The sequence below is a fragment of the Cryobacterium sp. W22_MBD10_FK3 genome, assembly GCF_052113745.1.
Taxonomy (GTDB): Bacteria; Actinomycetota; Actinomycetes; order Actinomycetales; family Microbacteriaceae; genus Cryobacterium.
The window spans coordinates 66431-84831 of the sequence record NZ_JBGQOH010000007.1; the positions used below are offsets into that span (position 1 = coordinate 66431).

Genomic DNA, 18401 nt, shown 5'->3' on the forward strand with positions numbered 1-18401 from the left:
GGCTGAGCGCGCATCGCTCTGTCGTGGCCTCCCTCACCGGTGGAACCCTGGTCACCGCGCTCGTGGTCACCGTCGCGGTGGTGTCCGGCGGCTACCCGGCCCAGAAGGTCGACCTCGGCGACGCCGCCGTGTGGGTGGCCAGCGAGACCCGGCAGCTGGTGGGCCGGGTGAACACCGAGATCGCCGAGTTGAACACCGTCGTGCCCGTCGAATCCGCCGACAGCGCCCTCGTGCAGGACGGAGCCACGGTTCTCGTGGTCGACCAGGGCAACGGCACCCTCGGCATCCTCGACCCCGCCACCGCGACCCTCACCGACAGCGTGGCCCTGCCGCCTGACGCTCCCGAGGTGCGGCTGGCGGGCGACGTCGCCGCCATCTCGGCCGACGGGGATCTGTGGACCGCCAGCACCGCCGGTCTGCCGGCCTTCGACAGCACCGTCGATCCGGCACTCGCGCTGGGCACCGGAACCCTGTTCAGCCTCGATCCGGCCGGGGTGCTGTTCGCGTTCACCCCGGCCACGAACACCCTCGTGCAGATCGACCCCGAGCACCCCGACACCGTGGTGGAGACCATCCCCGTGGCGGCCGGGGACCCCGCCGACGACTACCAGCTCAGCCAGGTGGACGCCGCCTGGGTGCTGCTGAACGTGACCACCGGCGAGCTGCACCTGCCCGATCGCACGGTCGATCTCTCTGACAGCCTCGCCGGCCGGCCCCGCGTGCAGGAGCCGGCTGCGACCGGCGATCGGGTGCTGATCGCCCACAGCGCCGGCCTGGTCAGCGTGGGCCTGGACGGCGGCGCACCGACCGAACTCCTGGCCGGCGACGCTGCCGCCGGCACCCCGACCGCCCCGGTGACGAGCGGCCGCTGCTCGTACGCCGCATGGTCGGACGGCACCGCCTGGCAGGCCTGCGGCATCGGCACGCCGGCGGGTAGCACGGCGACCCTGGCCGGCCTGGCCGGCGACGCCAGACTGGAATACCGGCAGAACGGCACCAGGCTGTTGCTCAACGATGCCCGGAACGGCACCACCTGGAACGTGCAGCGGGACAACGAACTGATCGACAACTGGGACGACCTCGTCGAGCCGGTCTCCGACGAGCAGGAGGTGACCCGGGCCACCGACGACACCCCGCCGGAGTACGAGGACACGCAGGCGCCGCCGGTGGCCGTCGACGACGAATTCGGTGCCCGTCCCGGCCGCGCCGCGACCCTGCCCGTGCTCCTGAACGATTACGACCCGAACAACGACGTGCTGGTCATCGACACGACAGACCAGCCGCCGGCAGACCAGGGCCGTGTCGACCTGGTCTCTGGCAACCAGCAGCTGCAGCTGACCCTCACCGCGGAAGCCTCGGGCACCCTCAGTTTCGGCTACTCGATCAGCGACGGCCGCGGCGGCACCGCGGACGCCACGGTCACGGTCACGGTGCGCGCCGCCGGCGAGAACTCCGCTCCGGTGCAGGCACGACAGACCCGCGCCACCGTCGCAGCCGCAGGCAGCGTCTCCAGCCAGGTGCTGGGCGATTGGATCGACCCTGACGGCGACCCGTTCTACCTCACCGGCGCCACGGCCGTTGCACCCGACTCAGCGACCTCGACGCCGGCCGGCGCCGTGCTGTTCACGGATGCCGGCGACGGCGGCGACACCGCCCCGGTCGGCCTCAGCGTGTCGGACGGCAGCCTCACCGGGACGGGCACCCTCGACGTGACCGTGCGACCGGCCGGCACCGTGCCCATCGTCGCCGACGCCTTCGCCGCCCGCGCCACGGCGGGCAGCGAGATCACCGTCGCGCCGCTGGAACACGCGCGCGGCGGTAACGGCCCGCTGCGCCTGGGCGCCGTGCCCGACAAGCCCGGGGTCACAATCTCGGCGGACTTCGCCGGGGGAACCTTCCGCTTCGTCAGCGACACCGTGGGCGTGCACTACCTGGACTACGCGGTGACCGACGGCGTGACCACGGTGACCGGCTTGATCCGCGTCGACGTCGCCCCGGCCCCGGACAGCCCTGGCCGGCCCATCACGGTGCCGCACACGGCGTTCCTGCGCGCCCAACAGCCCACCGTCATCGACGTGCTCGCGACCGACTTCGACCCGGCCGGGGGAGTGCTGCTGGTCACCGGGAGCCTCAACGTGCCCGCCGGCAGCGGGCTGACCGTCGAGGTCCTCGACCAGCACCTCCTGCGCGTCACCCTGACCCGTCCGCTCGAGGCGGGATCGAGCAGCTTCGACTACACGGTGAGCAACGGCCTCGCCTCGGCCACCGGCACCGTGACGGTCATCGAGATCCCTGCGGCGACCACCAAACAGCCACCGGTCGCGGCGCCGGACACGGTGTCGGTGCGGGTCGGCGACACCATCGACATCCCGGTTCTCGCCAACGACGAGCACCCGGACGGCGACACGCTCAGCCTCGACCCTGTGCTCTCGACCCCGCTGCCCGAAGGCGCCGGGTTGCTCTTCGCGTCCGGCCAGGTGCTGCGCTACCTCGCGCCGGCCAGCACCGGCAACTTCACCGCCGTGTACAGGGTGAACGCCCCGGACGGTCAGTTCGCCAACGCCGAGGTGCGCATCTCGGTGCGGGAGCGGGATCCGGCCAGCAACAACCCGCCGCTGCCGCCCACCGTCACCGCCCGGGTCCTGGCGGGCGACACCGTGCGCATCCAGATACCCCGCACCGGGATCGACCCTGACGGCGACTCAGTGCAGCTGATCGGGCAGGAGACCAACCCCGAGAAGGGCACCGTCACCGCTTCAGACGCCGACTCGCTCAGCTATCGGGCCGGCGACTACTCGGCCGGCACCGACACCTTCACCTACGCCGTCATCGACGCGCTCGGGGCGCGGGCCACCGGAACCGTGCGGGTGGGCATCAGCGCCCGCCCGGACGGCGCCCGCAACCCCGTCGCCGTCGCCGATGAGGTCGCGGTGCGGCCCGGCTCCAGGCTGTCGGTGCGGGTGCTCGGCAACGACTCCGACCCCGACGGCGGAAAGCTCAGCCTGACCGCCGTCGAGCCGACCGCCGCCGATTCGGGCACCGCCGTCGTCGACGGCGACCTCGTCGTGGTGCGCGCCCCGAGCGCCGCCGGCCGGTACGGGTTCGTCTACGACATTCAGAACGAGCGAGGCGGCACCGGCTCGGCCTTCCTCACCGTGATCGTGGCCAAGGACGCCCCGCGGGCCTACCCCGAAGCATCCGACACCCGGTTGACCCTCTCCGACGTGCTCGGCCGGGACACCGTGGACGTGGACGTGCTCGCCAGGGTGTTCTTCGCCGAGGGCTCGGCGCGGTCGCTGAGACTGGCCGTCCTGCCCGGCTACGACGGGGCAGCCACGGTCACCGACAACGCCCGGATCCGCGTCACCGTCACAGCGTCCAGCCAGATCATCCCCTTCAGCGTCACCCACCCCGATGACAGCGCGGTCGTCTCCTACGCGTTCGTCTGGGTGCCCGGAACCGACGATGCGCTGCCCCAGCTGCGGGCCGGCGCCGCCAAACTCGTCGTCGCCAGCGAAGCGACCCTCACCATCGACATCAACGACTACGTCGTGGCCGTGGGCGACAAGCCCGTGCAGCTGACCGACCGCAACACCGTGCGGGCCACGCACGCCAACGGCGCCGAACTCGGCACCGGCGCCCGCACCCTCGCATTCACCAGCGCCGACCAGTACTTCGGGCCCGCCTCCATCTCGTTCGAGGTGACCGACGGCGCCAGCGCCACCGACCCGGCAGGCCGCACGGCCACGATAGTGTTGCCGATCACGGTGACGCCGCGCGAGAACCAACCGCCGGCATTCGACGGTGCCGTGATCGACCTCGAACCCGGCCAGACCAAGGTCATCGACCTGACCAAGCTCACCTCATACCCCTACCCAGAGGACCGGGACGAACTCGCGTTCACGGTGCTCGACCCGCGCCCGACCGGGTTCGGGTACACCCTCGACGGCGGCCTGCTCACCGTGACCGCGCTGGACGGCACGCCGAAGGGCAGCACCAGCGCCGTGACGATCGGGGTGCGCGACGACCTCAGCGCGGGCAAGGCCGGCCGCGTCGAGCTGCGGGTCGTGGCCTCCACCAGGCCCCTGGCGATACCGGCGACGGATGCGGCCATCGCGCCCCGCGACCGCAGCACCGTCATCGACGTGCTCGCCAACGACGGCGCCACCAACCCGTTCCCCGCGGTCCCGCTGCGGGTGCTCGCGGTTCGCGGGCTCGACGCGGCCGGGCTGCCCGCCGGCGTGTCGATCACTCCCAGCGCAGACAACAGCCGCCTCACCGTGCGGGTGTCCCGCGACGCGCAACCCACCGACACCACGCTGCAGTACCAGGTGGCCGACGCCACCAACGACCCCGACCGGTACACCTGGGGCACCGTGCGGGTGTCGGTGCAGGACGTTCCCGACGCCGTGACGGGACTGCGGGCCACGGGTTTCGCCGACGGCCGGATCACCGTGGCGTTCAATCCCGGTGCGGCCAACAACTCACCCATCAGCGGCTACCAGCTCACCACCGTCGACGCCGCCTCCGGCCGCACCCTCGGCAGCACGGGGTGCGCCGCCACGTCGTGCACCCTCGCCACGCCCGGAAACGGCAAGGCCAACGCGGTGCGGATCAGCGTTGCCGCCCACAACGGCGTCGGGACCGCACCGGCCAGCAGCCTGGGCGAAACCGTCTGGTCGGATGTGATCCCCGCGGCCCCGACCGGACTCACCGCCGCACCCGTCGACGGGGGTCTGCTGCTGGGCTGGGACGTCACCACACCCACGGGCGGCGGCACCGACATCCGCGGCTACCTGGTCAGCGTGGCCGGCGGGGCCGCACGCGAGGTGAGCGCCACCGGCTCGGCCTGCACCGCCGGCCGGTGCAGCCTGCGCGTGGACGGCCTGGCCAACGGCACCAGCGTCGGCTACACGGTCAGCGCCCGCAACGACGCCTACCCGGCGCTGTCAAGCTGGAACTCCGCCGCCGCCACCGGTACGCCGTTCGGGGCGGCGGTGGCCGGGGGGATCACGGCCACGGCGACGAACGCCGACGGCGCTGTCACCGTGACCTGGGACGGCTTCGCCGACCGCGGCGACGCCATCGGCGGCTATGTCGTGCAGCGCATCAGCGGAGGCAGCGTACCCACCGGCGCGCAGGCCTGTTCGGTCTCGGCCCCCGCACCCGGCACGCTCAGCACGCCGCGCACCGGCGGGGTCGTGCTCGAACAGCAGAGCGTGGCCGCCGGCGGGCGGAGCGCGGTGTTCAACGGCCTGCTCGCCGACGACGGCACCTACTCGTTCGTGGTCTGGGGCTACAACCGGGCCGGCTGCACCGCGACCTCGGTGGCCACGGTGCTGGTGCGGCCGGCCCCCGGCGCCATCACCGACGTGCGTGGCACCATGGAGCCGCGTGGTGAGGGCTGGGACTACCACCTCACCGCCGTGAGCCCGGCCGCCGGCGTGGAGCACTACAACATCCGGGCCGCGGACGGCTCCGGTGCCGTGCAACGGATCGGTGGCACCGCCTGGCCACGTGAGATGTTGGGCCTGCCGTTCGGGTCGGCCGTGGCCTTCCAACTGCAGGCGTGCACACTGTGGGGCACGTGCGGGCCGTGGTCTGCCACGACCACAGCGCCGGAGGCATCCGTCAGCTTCACCGTGACCGGCCTGGCGTATGACAGCGCGGCAGGACAATTCTCCTGGACCGACACCCCCGAAAACGGCGACCTCCCGGCCGGCTTCGCCTGCGCTGTCGCCGGCTCCGGCCAGGCGCCGACCCCCGCAGACAGCGCCACGACCTGCACCCTGCCCGCCCCGCCACCCACAGCGGGCACCGTGCAGCTCACGGTCACTGTGAACGGCCGCACCTTCGACTTTTCCCGCCCGATCCCGACGAAAGCGATCACCCCATGACCCTGACCCCCGATCGCGTGAGCCCAGGGCAGCCGGGTGCGCGCCGAGACGCCGAGCTGATGAGCCCCGAAGAGGCCGGCCAGTTCGCGACCCTCTTCGACAGGCTGGTGCGCGGCGTCGAGGAGGTTGTGCTCGGCAAGCAGCACGTGATCAGGCTGGCGTTCACCGCGCTGTTCAGCGAGGGGCACCTGCTGCTCGAGGACGTGCCGGGCACCGGCAAGACCTCGCTGGCCCGAGCCATCGCGCAGAGCGTGCGCGGCAGCCACAACCGGGTGCAGTTCACCCCCGACCTGCTGCCGGGGGACATCACCGGGGTGAGCATCTTCGACCAGCGCACCGCCACCTTCGAATTCCACCGCGGCCCGGTGTTCGCCAACATCGTGCTCGCCGACGAGATCAACCGGGCCAGTCCCAAGACCCAGGCCGCGCTGCTCGAGGTGATGGAGGAGGGCCAGGTCACCGTGGACGGGGTCACCCACCAGGTGACGGGCCCGTTCATGGTGATCGCGACCCAGAACCCGATCGAACAGGCCGGCACCTACCGGCTGCCGGAGGCCCAGCTCGACAGGTTCCTGATGAAGACGTCGATCGGCTACCCCGACCAGGCCGCCACCGTGCGCATCCTGGAGGGAGCCAGCCGGCGGGGCCAGGACATCCGGGTGGCACCTGTGCTCTCGGCCGAGTCCGTGGTGGAGGTGGCGGCGCTGGCCCGTACCGTGTTCGTCGATGCGACCATCAACGATTACGTCGCCCGGCTCGTGGATGCCACCCGCACCAGCCCCGAGGTGCGGCTGGGCGCCAGCGTGCGCGGCGCCCTCGCGCTGATCCGCACGGCCAAGACCTACGCGGCGTCGCAGGGCCGGCACTACGTGACACCCGACGACGTGAAAACCCTCGCCGAACCTGTGCTCGCACACCGGCTGCTGCTGGACACCGAGGCCGAGTTCGACGGGGTCACCCCTTCGAGCGTGATCGGCCGGATCCTGGTCGAGACGCCGCCGCCGCGCAGCGGGGAGGACCAGCGGGCGGATGTCGTCTAGAACCCGGATGCTCGGGGCGGTCAAGGTGCTCGGCGCGGTGACGCCGCTGGGCTGGAGCGTCGCAGGGTGCGCCGCAGTCATGCTCGGAGCCGGCTACGGCCTGGGCTGGGCCGAACTGACGGCGATCGGTTGGGCGGCGCCGGTCCTGGTGCTCGGCGCGCTCGCGCACCTGTTCGGGCAGAGCGCCCACGACATCACACTGCGCGTGCCCGTCGACAGGGTCGTTGTGGGGGAGCGGGTGCCCGGGCAGGTCGACGTGTACAACCCGACCGGTCGCCGCCTGGCCGCCGTGACGGTGCAGGTCCCGGTGGGCGCCGGGCTGGCCGAATTCCCGATGCCGTCTCTGGCGCCGCGCACCGGTCTGGACGAGGTCTTCGTGGTGCCGGCCGAACGGCGCGGCATCATCCCGATCGGCCCGGTGCACACCGTGCGCCAGGACCCGGTGGGACTGGTGCGGCTGGAAACCGTTCTCGCCCAGAGATTCGACCTCTATGTGCACCCGCGCACCATCGCCATCCCGAGCATGAGCCAGGGCTTCGTGCGCGATCTCGAGGGACAGCCCACCAGGGACCTCACCACGAGCGACGTGGCCTTCCACGCCCTGCGCGAGTATCAGAGCGGCGACGACCGGCGCAGCATCCACTGGAAGAGCACCGCCAAGACCGGCAGGTTCATGGTGCGCCAATACGAGCAGACCCGTCGCAGTCACCTGCTCGTGGCGCTGAGCCTGGCCAACGCCGACTTCGCCGCCGACGAGGAATTCGAGCTCGCGGTCAGCGTGGCGGGGTCGCTGGGCATCCGTGCGATTCGGGACGCTCGCACAGTGTCGGTGCAGGTGAGCTCCAGGTCGCTCGCGACCCTCACCCCCACCAGGCTGCTCGACGATTTGAGCGGCATCGACCTGGCCGCGGACGCCGCCGACCTGCGGGCCCTGGCTCGGCAGGCCGCCACAGCTGTCGCGGGCCTGTCCGTGGCCTTCCTGGTCTGCGGGTCTGCGACACCGCTGGCTGCACTGCGCGCCGCCGCCGCCGGATTCCCGCTCGGCGTCGAGGTCGTCGCCGTGGTGTGCGACCCAGGCGCCCGCCCCGGGCTCCGCAGGGCCGGCGCGCTGAGCGTGCTCACCATCGGCTTCCTCGACGACCTGCAGCACAGCCTGGCCAGGGGAGCCGCCGTATGAGCGTCACCCGCTCTGCCGCGCCGGCCGGCCGGACCCGGTTCATGATCGGCAACACGCTTGCCCTGCTCGCCGCCACCGGGGTGGCCGCCGCATCGCTCTGGCCCGTCTACCAGAGCGGCGCATTCGTGATTCTTGTCGGCGTCGCCGCGGCGCTCGGCACCGGCATCGCCATCGTCGGAACCGTGTTCCGCTGGCCGGCCTGGCTGGTGGGGGCAACGACCATCGGCGGCTACCTCCTGGTCGGGGTTCCGGTGGCCATTCCCGGCCACGCCCTGTACGGCGTGCTGCCCAGCCTGACCGGCCTGGCCGAGCTGCTGCCCGCCACCGCGCTCGCGTGGAAACAACTGGTCACCATCGTGTTGCCGGTCGGGAGCTACCAGGCCCTGCTGGTGCCCGCGCTGATCCTGGTGCTGCTCACCAGTGTCGCCGGGCTCTCCGTGGCCCTGCGCAGCAAGGCCGCCGAACTGGCCCTGCTGGCCCCGCTGCTGCTCTTCGTGGCGGGCATCGTGCTGGGCCCGCGCCAGGCCACGACACCCACCCTGCTCGGCCTGGCGCTGTTCACCGTGCTGGTGCTCTGGCTGTTGTGGCTCAACCTGGAACGACGCCGTGGCCGCCTGCTCGTGTCGGCGACCTCCACCCGGATGCCGGCGGCCGACCGGCGCCTGGGCGCGGCCAGGTCGGTCGTGGTCGCGGCCCTGGCGTTGATCGTGGCCCTCCTGGCCGGCGCCGTGGCCGCGGTGGCCGTGCCGCCCACCGCGACCAGGGACGTGCTGCGCACCCGGGTTCAGGCGCCGTTCGACGCCAGGGCCTACCCGAGTCCGCTCACCGCTTTCCGCAGCTACCTGCAGCCCGAACAGGCCGACGCCGTGCTTTTCGAGGTCGACGGCCTCTCGGCCGGCGGCCGCATCCGACTGGCGACCCTCGATGCCTACGACGGTGTGGTGTACGCGGTGGGCAGCGCGGATGCCCAGGCGGCCGGGCCGGATTCGGGCACCTTCACCCGGCTGCCTTACCGTCTCGACCAGAGCGCGGTGCGCGGCGACGAGGTGACCCTGACCGTGTCGATCCGGGACTACGAGGGCGTCTGGGTGCCCGGTGTCGGTGCGCTGGAGCAGATCGAGTTCACCGGCCCCACCGCAGCCGACCGCCAGGAATCGTTCGTGTACAACGACCTCGGCGGCACGGCTGCCGTGGTCTCGGGCCTCGAGCGGGGCGACAGCTACACCAGCACCGCCGTGGTGCCCGCACTTGTGGGCGATCTCAGCGACGCGCTGCCCGGTTCGGCTGTGTTGCCGCCGGTCGCCGTGCTGCCCGACGGACTCGAGCGCACCCTGGACGGGTATCTCCGGCCGGGTCAGACCCCCGGAGAGAGCCTGCAGGCCGTGCTCGATTCGTTGGCGGCGACCGGGTATGTCAGCCACGGCACCGCCGGCGAACCCCTCAGCCGGTCCGGGCACGGCGCCGACCGGATCGGCGAGCTGCTCGACGACCAGCCGATGCTCGGCGACGCCGAACAGTACGCCGTGACGGCGGCGCTGATGGCCAGGCAGATCGGTTTTCCGGCACGGGTTGTGATGGGCTTCGTTCCCGCAACCGACGGCGGAACTGCCCGCGTGAGCGGCGCCGATGTGTCGGCGTGGATCGAGGTGCAGACCCAGGCCGACGGCTGGGTGGCACTGGACCCCACCCCTCCGGTGCGGGACATCCCAGAGAGCGAACCCGAGGAGCCCACAGTCGTCTCCCGTCCGCAGACGGTGCTGCCACCGCCGGCGCCTGACGCCGCCGAGCAACCCGAGCCCACCCAGCCGGAGAGCGTCACCGTGGACCCGCCGCCCGCCGCTGACCCGTTCTGGGCCATCGTCAGGGTGGCCGTGACGATAGCCGCGTGGTCGTTACTCGGGCTCGGCATCCTGGCCGCCCCCTTCCTCGGCATCGTCATCGTCAAGTGGCGCCGCCGCCGCCGGCGCCGCCTGGCGGCGCGGCCGATCGACCGGATCGTCGGCGGCTGGCAGGAGTTCTCCGACAGCGTGACCGATCACCGTGTCTGGGTGCCGCCACTGGCGACCCGCGCCGAGCTGGCCCGCTCCGTGGGCGGGGTGCGCGCGCTCTGGCTGGCCGGGGAGGTGGACCGGGCTGTCTTCGCCCCCGAGGGGGCCGCCGACATCGACCCCGACGGCATCTGGGTGGCCGTGCGGGAGCTGGGAAACACGCTGCGCCTGGGCCGTACCCGCCGCGAGCGGCTGCTCGCGGTCATCTCGGTGCGGTCATTCGGTCGCTACGCTAAGAGAACGGCCGGGCGGGACGGCCGGCACACGCGCACGCTGGGGGAAGCTGGCGAGAGCACGAAGGGAACCGGTCAGTGAACTGCCAGATTTGCGGAGCGCACCTGCCGCACGGCGCGATGTTCTGCGGCGGCTGCGGAAGCTCGACCTCGGCGACCCCGATGACCCGCAAGCGGGCGGACCCCCGACCCAGCGACACGACCATCATCCAGCCGCTGGCGCCCAGGACCACGGTGATCTCGGTGCCGTTGTTGCCGGACGGCAGCGTCCAGGCCCCCGCCGCTGCACTGCCCGCCGCTGCCGGGAATGACGCGGCCGGGAACGACGCGTCCGGTACCGGGCCGCTGCGACCGGGCGGCGCCCACGCGGCCCCGCCGCCCGTCTCGGCGGAGCCCGCCCGGTTCACGCTGCAGTTCAGCACCGGCGAGACCGTCTCGGTGCGCGGCACCGGCCTGATCGGCCGGCGACCCCTGCCCCAGCCTGCCGAGGTATTCGACCACCTGATCCAGATCACCGACCTGGGCATGACGGTGTCGAAGAGCCACCTCGAATTCGGCCAGCACGAGGGCGAGTTCTGGGTCAACGACAGGTTCTCGGGCAACGGCACAATCGTGCGCCGCGCCCAGGCGCCGGCGCTGCGCTGCGAACCCGGCCGCCGCTACCTGGTGGCCCGCGGCGCCAGGGTTGAAATCGGCGACCAGTTCTTCATGGTGCTCTAGCCCCGGCTCCTCCACATCCCGACGAGTGCCGGTTTTCCCACCGCCCTCGCCGAACCGGCGGTGCCGGTGGTGGATGGAGGTCTGCTGGGGGAATGACAGTCGCCCACGACCTGCCCGCCATCGAACCGATCAGGCTGCCTGACCGGCCCACCCCGCCGGGGCGGCCGGCCTTTCCCCTCATCGCCTGCGTGGCTCCTCTGCTGGTCGCCGGATTGCTCTGGTGGATCACCGGGTCGGCACTGGTGCTCGTCTTCGCGGTCCTCAGCCCGGTCCTGGCCGTCGGAGGCCTCGTCGATGGGCGTCGGTCCAACTCCAGGCAACACCGCCGGGACGCCGCACTGTACGCCGACGGGATGCTCGAAGCGACGGCTGCCGTCGATCGGGGTCTGGCCCGGTTGCGGCGCGACGCGTGGGGCGCCGCGCCGGCGGTGCACCGGATGCTCGACAACGTCCACGACCCGGCCCGCTGGGCCGATTCTGAGGTCGTGTCTGTCGTGCTCGGGGCCGGACCCCGGCCAAGCGGCCTGCGGCTGGAGGGCGGAGACGGCCCCGAGCAACGGGAATTGCGAGCCAGGGCGGCGGTCCTCCGCGACGCCCCCATCATGGTGGACCCGGCCGGTGGGATCGGGATCATCGGACCTGGTCTCATTGTCGGGTCGCTCGCCCGCAGCCTGGTGGTGCAACTGCTCGGTCAGCTCAGCCCCCGCGCCCTGGGCGTGAGAACGCCGGCCGGCGAGGACTGGGCCTGGGCGCGCGGAGTGCCGCACTGCTCGGCGCTCGCCCCGGCCCGCTGGCTCACAATCAGCCAACCCGGGCACCCTGCACAGCCCGGTCAGGCCGACCCCTCCGAGCGGTCAGGCCGAGGCGGCAGTGACATCCGGATTGCGCTCGCCCACGCCGGGGCGGCGCTTCCGCCCGGCTGCGCCACCATCGTGCGGGTGCACGGGGCCTGTGGCGCGGAGATCGTGCGATTGGACGGGCAGCCGGTGCGCCTCTGGTTTGTGCCGCAGCTCGTGGCCGGGCAGCAGACCCGCGGCTTCGACGTGAGGCTGCGCCGCGACGCCGAGGCGGCCGGGTTGACCGGCACCGGCGACGCGCTGCCCGGGACGGTCTCGTTCGCGTCGCTCACGTCCGGCGGCACGACCGCACCCGGCAGGGAAACCGACGTCTCCGTCGGCACACCGGACGGCCTCTCCTGTGCCATCGGGATCGGGGAAAGCGGTCCCCTTTCCGTGGATCTGGTGGCCGACGGGCCGCACGCCCTCGTCGGTGGCACGACCGGCAGCGGCAAAAGCGAACTCCTGGTGACCTGGGTGACGGCGATGGCGGCACTCTACCCGCCGGGCCGGGTCACCTTCCTGCTCGTCGACTTCAAGGGCGGGGCGGCCTTCGACGCGGTGCGGGAGCTGCCGCACTGCGTGGGGCTGATCACCGATCTCGACGAACGCGAGGCCCTGCGGGCACTGGCCAGCCTGGCCGCCGAACTGCGCCACCGGGAGCGGGTGCTGCGTGACGTTGGAGGCCGTGACGTCGCCGACCCCCGCAGCGCCGGTCGCCTCCCGCGGCTGGTGATCGTCGTCGACGAGTTCGCCACCATGCTCGACGCGTTCCCCACCCTGCACGCCCTGTTCGTGGACATCGCCGCTCGCGGGCGGTCGCTGGGAGTGCATCTGGTGCTCTGCACGCAGCGACCGGCCGGGGTGGTGCGCGACGCCCTGCTGGCGAACTGCAGCCTGCGTTTGTCGCTGCGGGTGAACAACACGGCCGACAGCCAGGCCGTGATCGGGTGCGACGACGCCGCCCGGATCGATGCCGCACGACCTGGGCGCTGCGTGGTGCGCCGGGGACCAGCGGCGCCGCAACCCTGCCAGGTGGCGACAACGAGCGACGGCGACATCCGGGGCGTGCTGACCGGTCGGCCGGTCGGCGCCCGGCCACCGCGACGTCCCTGGGTCGATCCGCTCCCTCGGCTGCTGACCGCCGAGAATGCCGCCGCGCTCGCCGAGGGAGGGGTGCCGGCGCCGGGGGTGCTGCTGGGGCTGCTCGATGAACCAGAGCTGCAGCGTTACAGCCCCGCCGGGTACGACCCGGACGCCGACGGCCACCTTCTCGTGGTGGGCGCCTCCGGCACCGGAAAATCCAGCCTGTTGGCGGCGCTGGCCGCCCAGGCCCCCGGTCGCTTCGACCTGATCCCCGGCGACGTCGAGGGCACCTGGGACGCCCTGGTGAGGGCGAGGGCGGCACTGGACGGGCGGGACACGCCGGAACGACGGGTCGGCCGGCATCACGACGATGATCCGCACTGCCCGGTCCTGCTGATCGACGATATCGATGCGGTGCTCGCCCGCTGGGGCGAGGAACACCGTGCGGCGGCCGTCGACCTGCTCACCGGCCTGCTGCGCGACGGCGGCCAGAGCGGGCTGCGCCTCGTGCTGACAGCGCAACGGCTCACCGGCGCGCTACAGGCCTTGCCGGCACTGTGCCCGAGCAGGCTGGTGCTGCGGCTGCCCACCGTGTACGAGCACCAGGCCGCTGGAGAACCGGCGGCGAGCTTCGATCAGACCCTGCCGCCCGGGGGAGGGCACTGGCGGGGCTCGCGCATCCAACTCGTGCTGGACGAAGGGTCCCGTCAGCAGGGCGCTCCGGTCGAACCGATCGCCGTGCCGTCGGTGCTGCACGCAGCGCCCGGGTCCATACCGGTGCTGCTTGTTGTCGCCGGGTCGCCCGTCCGCTCCGCTGCCGCGTTCCGGGCAGCCGGCTCCCCGGCCTTCTCTCAGGTCATCGAGCTCGGGGTGCTGCCGACGGCTGGGACGCAGGGCGGTCGCCTGGAGGTCTCAGACGTCGCCGCGGGAACCGTGCTGGTGGGCGACGCCGACACCTGGCAGGCGCACTGGTCACTGTTGGCCGGGCTGCGCGGGCTGGCGCCGCTGGTCTTCGACGGAGCGAGCCTGGCCGACTACAGGCTGGTAACGCGCCGTCGTGACCTGCCACCACCGCTGGCCCCGGCCAACTCGCGCGGCTGGCTGGTGCGGCCCGATGGCGGCGTGCTGCGAGTGAGCGTGCCGTAGTCCGACCGGTTAGCGGTCGGCGTCTGCCGTGCCGTCGGCGTGATCAGTTCCGTCGGAATCATCGGTTCCGTCGGCATCAGAACCAGCGTCGGAGAGTTTGGCCCGATCCTCAGCGGAGGACTCCCGGTCGTCTTTGGCGAGTGACCGGTCGATGGCCGCCGCTCGACGTTCCCCATGGCCGGAATAGGTCTCGCCGACATCGAGGAAGGCCTGCAGATCAGCAGCCTCGGAACGCTTGTCCGACTCGTCGTCACGGAGGTTCGCCGCATCGTCGCGCTGCTGGGCGTCCGCCAGAATTTTCCGGGTTCTCTCCTGGCGGGCTGATGCCGAATCCTGCTCATGCCGGTCGCTCCGCGCGCCCTCGTCGTCCTGATGACGCGGATCGGTCGGTGTAGCCACATCATCCATCTAACACCACGCCTCGTTCGATTGGTGTGGTCAGGCGAGAGCCTCGGCCACCGGCCTGAACGGCAGCGCGTTGGCGGTGGCGACCGGCGCGTTGGTGAGGGCGCCGCCGTAGGTGTTCAGCCCCAGGGCGAGCGCGGCGTCGCCCCGCAAGGCATCCCGCCAGCCCCTGGACGCGATGGCGCGCACGTAGGGCAGGGTGGCGTTGGTGAGCGCGTAGGTGGAGGTGCTCGGTACCGCGCCAGGCATGTTGGCCACGCAGTAGAACAACGAGCCGTGCACCGTGAAGGTGGGGTCGGTGTGGGTGGTCGCGTGGGTGTCGGCGAAACAGCCGCCCTGGTCGACCGCAATATCCACCAGAACGCTGCCCGGCTTCATCCGCGACACCAGGTCGTTGCTGACCAGCTTGGGAGCCCTGGCACCCGGAATCAGCACCGACCCGATCACCAGGTCGGACTGCACCAGGGCAGTCTCGATCTCGAACGCGTTCGACGCGATGGTCTTCACCCGCCCGTAATACTGGGCATCCAGTTCGCGTAGGCGGAACAGGTTGGTGTCCAGCACCGTGACCTCGGCGCCCAGGCCGATCGCCACCTGCATCGCCGCAGTGCCGGCGACGCCGCCGCCGAGAATGGTGACCCTGGCGGGGTGGGTGCCCGGCACTCCCGGCACGAGCAGACCGGGCCCGCCATTGGGCTTGAGCATGGCATTCGCGCCCACGATCGGGGCCAGGCGTCCGGCGACCTCGCTCATCGGCGCCAGCAGCGGCAGCGCCCGGCCTGGCAACTGCACGGTTTCGTAGGCGATGCCGGTGACGCCCGCGGCCAGCAGCGCGCGGGTGAGGGCCGCTTCCGCCGCCAGGTGCAGGTAGGTGAAGAGTACGAGGTCGTCCCGGAAGTAGCCGTATTCGCTGGGCACCGGCTCTTTCACCTTGAGCAGCAGCTCGGCGCCGGCCCAGGTGGACCCGGCATCCGGCATGATCGTGGCGCCTGCCGCCCGATACTGCTCGTCGGTGATCGACGAACCCACCCCGGCGCCGGTCTCGACGAGTACCTCATGGCCGTGCAGCACCAGGTCGTGCACGCCGGCGGGGGTGATCGCCACCCTGAATTCGTTGTCCTTGATCTCGGATGGGATTGCGACGCGCATGACGCTCCTGCCTGGTGGGGGACAGCCTGGGAGCACAGCCTACTGCGAGCGGATTGCCGATTCCGAGGGTGCCGACCGCGGGCCAACGACGATATCGGTTGAAAATTGCAGGAATGTTAACGTTTTGCACATTTTGTGGCGTGTTTGGTTCCGACTGTGCCACTATCGGTCCACTCGTCACGCAGCGGGCCGGGCTCGCTCGACGCTTCCGAAGTCGCTGAAGAATGCAAGGAGATCGTTCATGACGCCGAGGCCCATGCCCGCAGACCCGATGATCCAGCAGCTCGTTCGCCAGGCCAGGCAGGCTCAGCTGGGCCGGCGCACCCTGCTCACCGGCGCGGGTGCCGGGGCCGCGGCGCTGGCGCTCGCCGCGTGCTCCACCGGAAGCGCCGCGCAGCCGACCGCGGCCGCCGACGTGTCCGGCGACGAGAAGACCCTGCGCTGGGACAACTGGGCGCTCTACATCGACGTGGACGACGCCGGGAACTATCCGACGCTGGAGGCCTTCACCGCCGAGGCCGGCATCACGGTGAACTACACCGAGGCCGTGGACGACAACAACACCTATTACGGCAAGGTGAAGGACCAATTGGCCCTCGGCAAGGACATCGGCGCTGACGCCGTGTGCCTGACCGACTGGATGGTGGGCCGGCTGGCCAGGTTCGGCTACCTGCAGGAACTCGACCACAAGAACATCCCCAACCTGGCCAACCTGCTGCCCACGCTGAAAGACGTGGACTTCGACCCCGGCCGGGCGCTGTCGGTGCCCTGGCAGGGCGGCTTCGCGGGCATCTGCTGGAACAAGGAGAAACTCCCGGACGGCATCGGCTCGGTCGAGGAACTGTGGAGCACCCCCGAGCTCAAGGGCCGGGTCGGCGTGCTCTCGGAGATGCGCGACACCATGGGGCTGATCATGCTCGACCAAGGCGTCGACATCTCCGGCGACTGGGGCGACGACGAGTTCACCGCAGCGATCGAGGTGCTCAAGAAGCAGGTCAGCGATGGCCAGGTGCGCAACATCAAGGGCAACTCCTATAAGGAAGACCTGGTCAACGGCGACAGCCTGGCCGCGATCGTCTGGTCGGGCGACATCGTGCAGCTCAACGCCGAGAACGGCGACAAGTGGGGCTTCGTGGTGCCGGACAAGGGCGGCACCATCTGGAATGACAACTTCGTGGTGCCGATCGGCTCCGCGCACAAGGCCAACGCCGAAGCCCTGATCAACTACTACTACGACCCGGCCGTGGCCGCCGAGGTCGCCGCCTACGTGAATTACATCACCCCGGTCGCCGGGGCCAAGGAGGCGGCGATGGAGATCGACCCCGAACTGGCCGAGAACCAGCTGATCTTCCCCGACGACGCCACCCTCGCGAAGGCGAAGGTGTTCCGCACCCTCACCGGCGCCGAGGAGCAGACTTACGGCGCGCAGTTCCAGAGCATCCTGCTGGGAGCCTGAGCCGTGTCCTCCGGCGCCTTCGCCGACCGGGGCGCCGACCTCGTGCTGGTCGGCATCCAGAAGCGCTTCCCCGGTTTCACCGCCATCGAACACCTCGACCTCGTCATCCCGGCCGGTTCGTTCTTCGCCCTGCTCGGGCCGTCGGGCTGCGGCAAGACCACCACGCTGCGGTTGGTGGCGGGCCTGGAAGATCCCACGGGTGGGCGCATCCTGATCGGCGGAGAGGACGTGACCACCCAGAAGGCCTATCAGCGGCCGGTGAACACCGTGTTCCAGAGCTACGCGCTCTTTCCGCACATGACCGTGCTCGAGAACGTGGCCTTCGGGTTGCGCAGGCGCAAGATCGCGGATGCCCAGGGTAAGGCCCATGAGGCCCTCCGGCTGGTCGAACTCGATCACCTGGCCGCCCGCAAACCCGTGCAGCTCTCCGGCGGCCAGCAGCAGCGAGTGGCCCTGGCCCGCGCTATCGTGAACCGGCCCGCCCTGCTGCTGCTCGACGAGCCGCTCGGCGCGCTCGACCTCAAACTGCGCCGCCAGATGCAACTCGAGCTCAAGACCATTCAGGAGGAGGTCGGTCTCACGTTCCTGCACGTCACCCACGATCAGGAGGAGGCCATGACCATGGCCGACACCATCGCGGTGATGAACAAGGGCCGAATCGAGCAGCTGGGCGCGCCCGAGCAGCTCTACGAATTACCCAAGACCGCGTTCGTAGCGAACTTCCTCGGCCAGTCCAACCTGTTCACCGGGCCGGTGCTGGGGGAGACCAGCACCGCCATCGCCGTGGACATCGCCGGCCGCAGCATCGTGGTTCCCAAAACCCGTTCGCACCGGCACTCCGGCGACGTCACCATCGGGGTGCGCCCGGAGAAGCTCACCCTGCACAAGCAGAAGCCGGTGCCCGACTCCTCGCACAACGTGATGGGCCCAGGCCGGGTCACGGACGTCTCCTTCACCGGGGTGAGCACCCAATACCTGGTGCTGGTGCCCGGCGTCGGCACCCTCATCGTCTTCGCACAGAACCGTGCCTTCGGTCCCGTCGAGGGCGAGGGGGACGAGGTCTGGGTGACCTGGAACGTTGAACACGGCTTCGGCCTCGACGACGACCCCGTCGCCCCCGACCCCAGATTCGTCGCCGACACCAGCACGAAGAGCATCGCCGCCCAGCGCCGCGCCGCTCTCGTCACGGAGCTCGAGGAGGCCTAGGA

At 71.3% G+C, this 18401-nt stretch carries 10 protein-coding genes; 8 read left to right on the forward strand and 2 right to left on the reverse strand.

The window, feature by feature from the left end:
- Positions 1-23: 23 nt before the first annotated feature.
- The 6 genes from ACEN2M_RS09380 (at position 24) to ACEN2M_RS09405 (ending at position 14183) form a co-directional block, all read left to right on the forward strand.
- Positions 24-5897, forward strand: a complete 5874-nt coding sequence (locus tag ACEN2M_RS09380) for an Ig-like domain-containing protein (RefSeq protein ID WP_441647851.1) — start codon at positions 24-26, stop codon at positions 5895-5897.
- A 59-nt stretch (positions 5898-5956) separates the two neighbouring features.
- Complete coding sequence (locus ACEN2M_RS09385) at positions 5957-6937, forward strand: AAA family ATPase (protein ID WP_441647940.1); 981 nt, start codon at positions 5957-5959, stop codon at positions 6935-6937.
- On the forward strand, positions 6927-8114 hold the full coding sequence (locus tag ACEN2M_RS09390) for a DUF58 domain-containing protein (protein ID WP_441647852.1): 1188 nt from the start codon (positions 6927-6929) through the stop codon (positions 8112-8114). The genes ACEN2M_RS09385 and ACEN2M_RS09390 overlap by 11 nt, the downstream gene beginning before the upstream one ends.
- Positions 8111-10477 carry a transglutaminase-like domain-containing protein gene (locus ACEN2M_RS09395; protein ID WP_441647853.1) on the forward strand — a complete coding sequence of 789 codons (2367 nt, stop codon included), beginning with the start codon at positions 8111-8113 and terminating at the stop codon, positions 10475-10477. Before ACEN2M_RS09390 ends, ACEN2M_RS09395 begins: the two co-directional genes overlap by 4 nt.
- On the forward strand, positions 10474-11115 hold the full coding sequence (locus ACEN2M_RS09400) for an FHA domain-containing protein (protein ID WP_441647854.1): 642 nt from the start codon (positions 10474-10476) through the stop codon (positions 11113-11115). The genes ACEN2M_RS09395 and ACEN2M_RS09400 overlap by 4 nt, the downstream gene beginning before the upstream one ends.
- Positions 11116-11207: 92 nt before the next feature.
- Positions 11208-14183, forward strand: coding sequence for an FtsK/SpoIIIE domain-containing protein (locus ACEN2M_RS09405; protein WP_441647855.1), 2976 nt, complete (start codon positions 11208-11210; stop codon positions 14181-14183).
- A 9-nt stretch (positions 14184-14192) separates the two neighbouring features.
- On the opposite strand, the gene ACEN2M_RS09410 is transcribed toward ACEN2M_RS09405, so the two are convergent.
- Both ACEN2M_RS09410 and ald read right to left on the reverse strand, forming a co-directional pair.
- Entirely contained in the window at positions 14193-14591 is a 399-nt protein-coding gene (locus tag ACEN2M_RS09410) for a hypothetical protein (protein ID WP_441647856.1), read from the reverse strand.
- 30 nt (positions 14592-14621) lie between these two features.
- On the reverse strand, positions 14622-15737 hold the full coding sequence (gene ald, locus ACEN2M_RS09415) for an alanine dehydrogenase (RefSeq protein WP_441647857.1): 1116 nt from the start codon (positions 15735-15737) through the stop codon (positions 14622-14624).
- A gap of 241 nt (positions 15738-15978) precedes the next feature.
- Here ald and ACEN2M_RS09420 point away from each other — a divergent pair, with 241 nt between their 5' ends.
- Together ACEN2M_RS09420 and ACEN2M_RS09425 are read left to right on the forward strand one after the other, a co-directional pair.
- Positions 15979-17193: an ABC transporter substrate-binding protein gene (locus ACEN2M_RS09420; protein WP_441647858.1), complete on the forward strand. Its 1215-nt coding sequence runs from the start codon at positions 15979-15981 to the stop codon at positions 17191-17193.
- A 3-nt stretch (positions 17194-17196) separates the two neighbouring features.
- Positions 17197-18399 (forward strand): ABC transporter ATP-binding protein, encoded by a 1203-nt coding sequence (locus tag ACEN2M_RS09425; RefSeq protein WP_441647859.1) that lies wholly within the window; start codon positions 17197-17199, stop codon positions 18397-18399.
- Positions 18400-18401 lie beyond the last annotated feature (2 nt).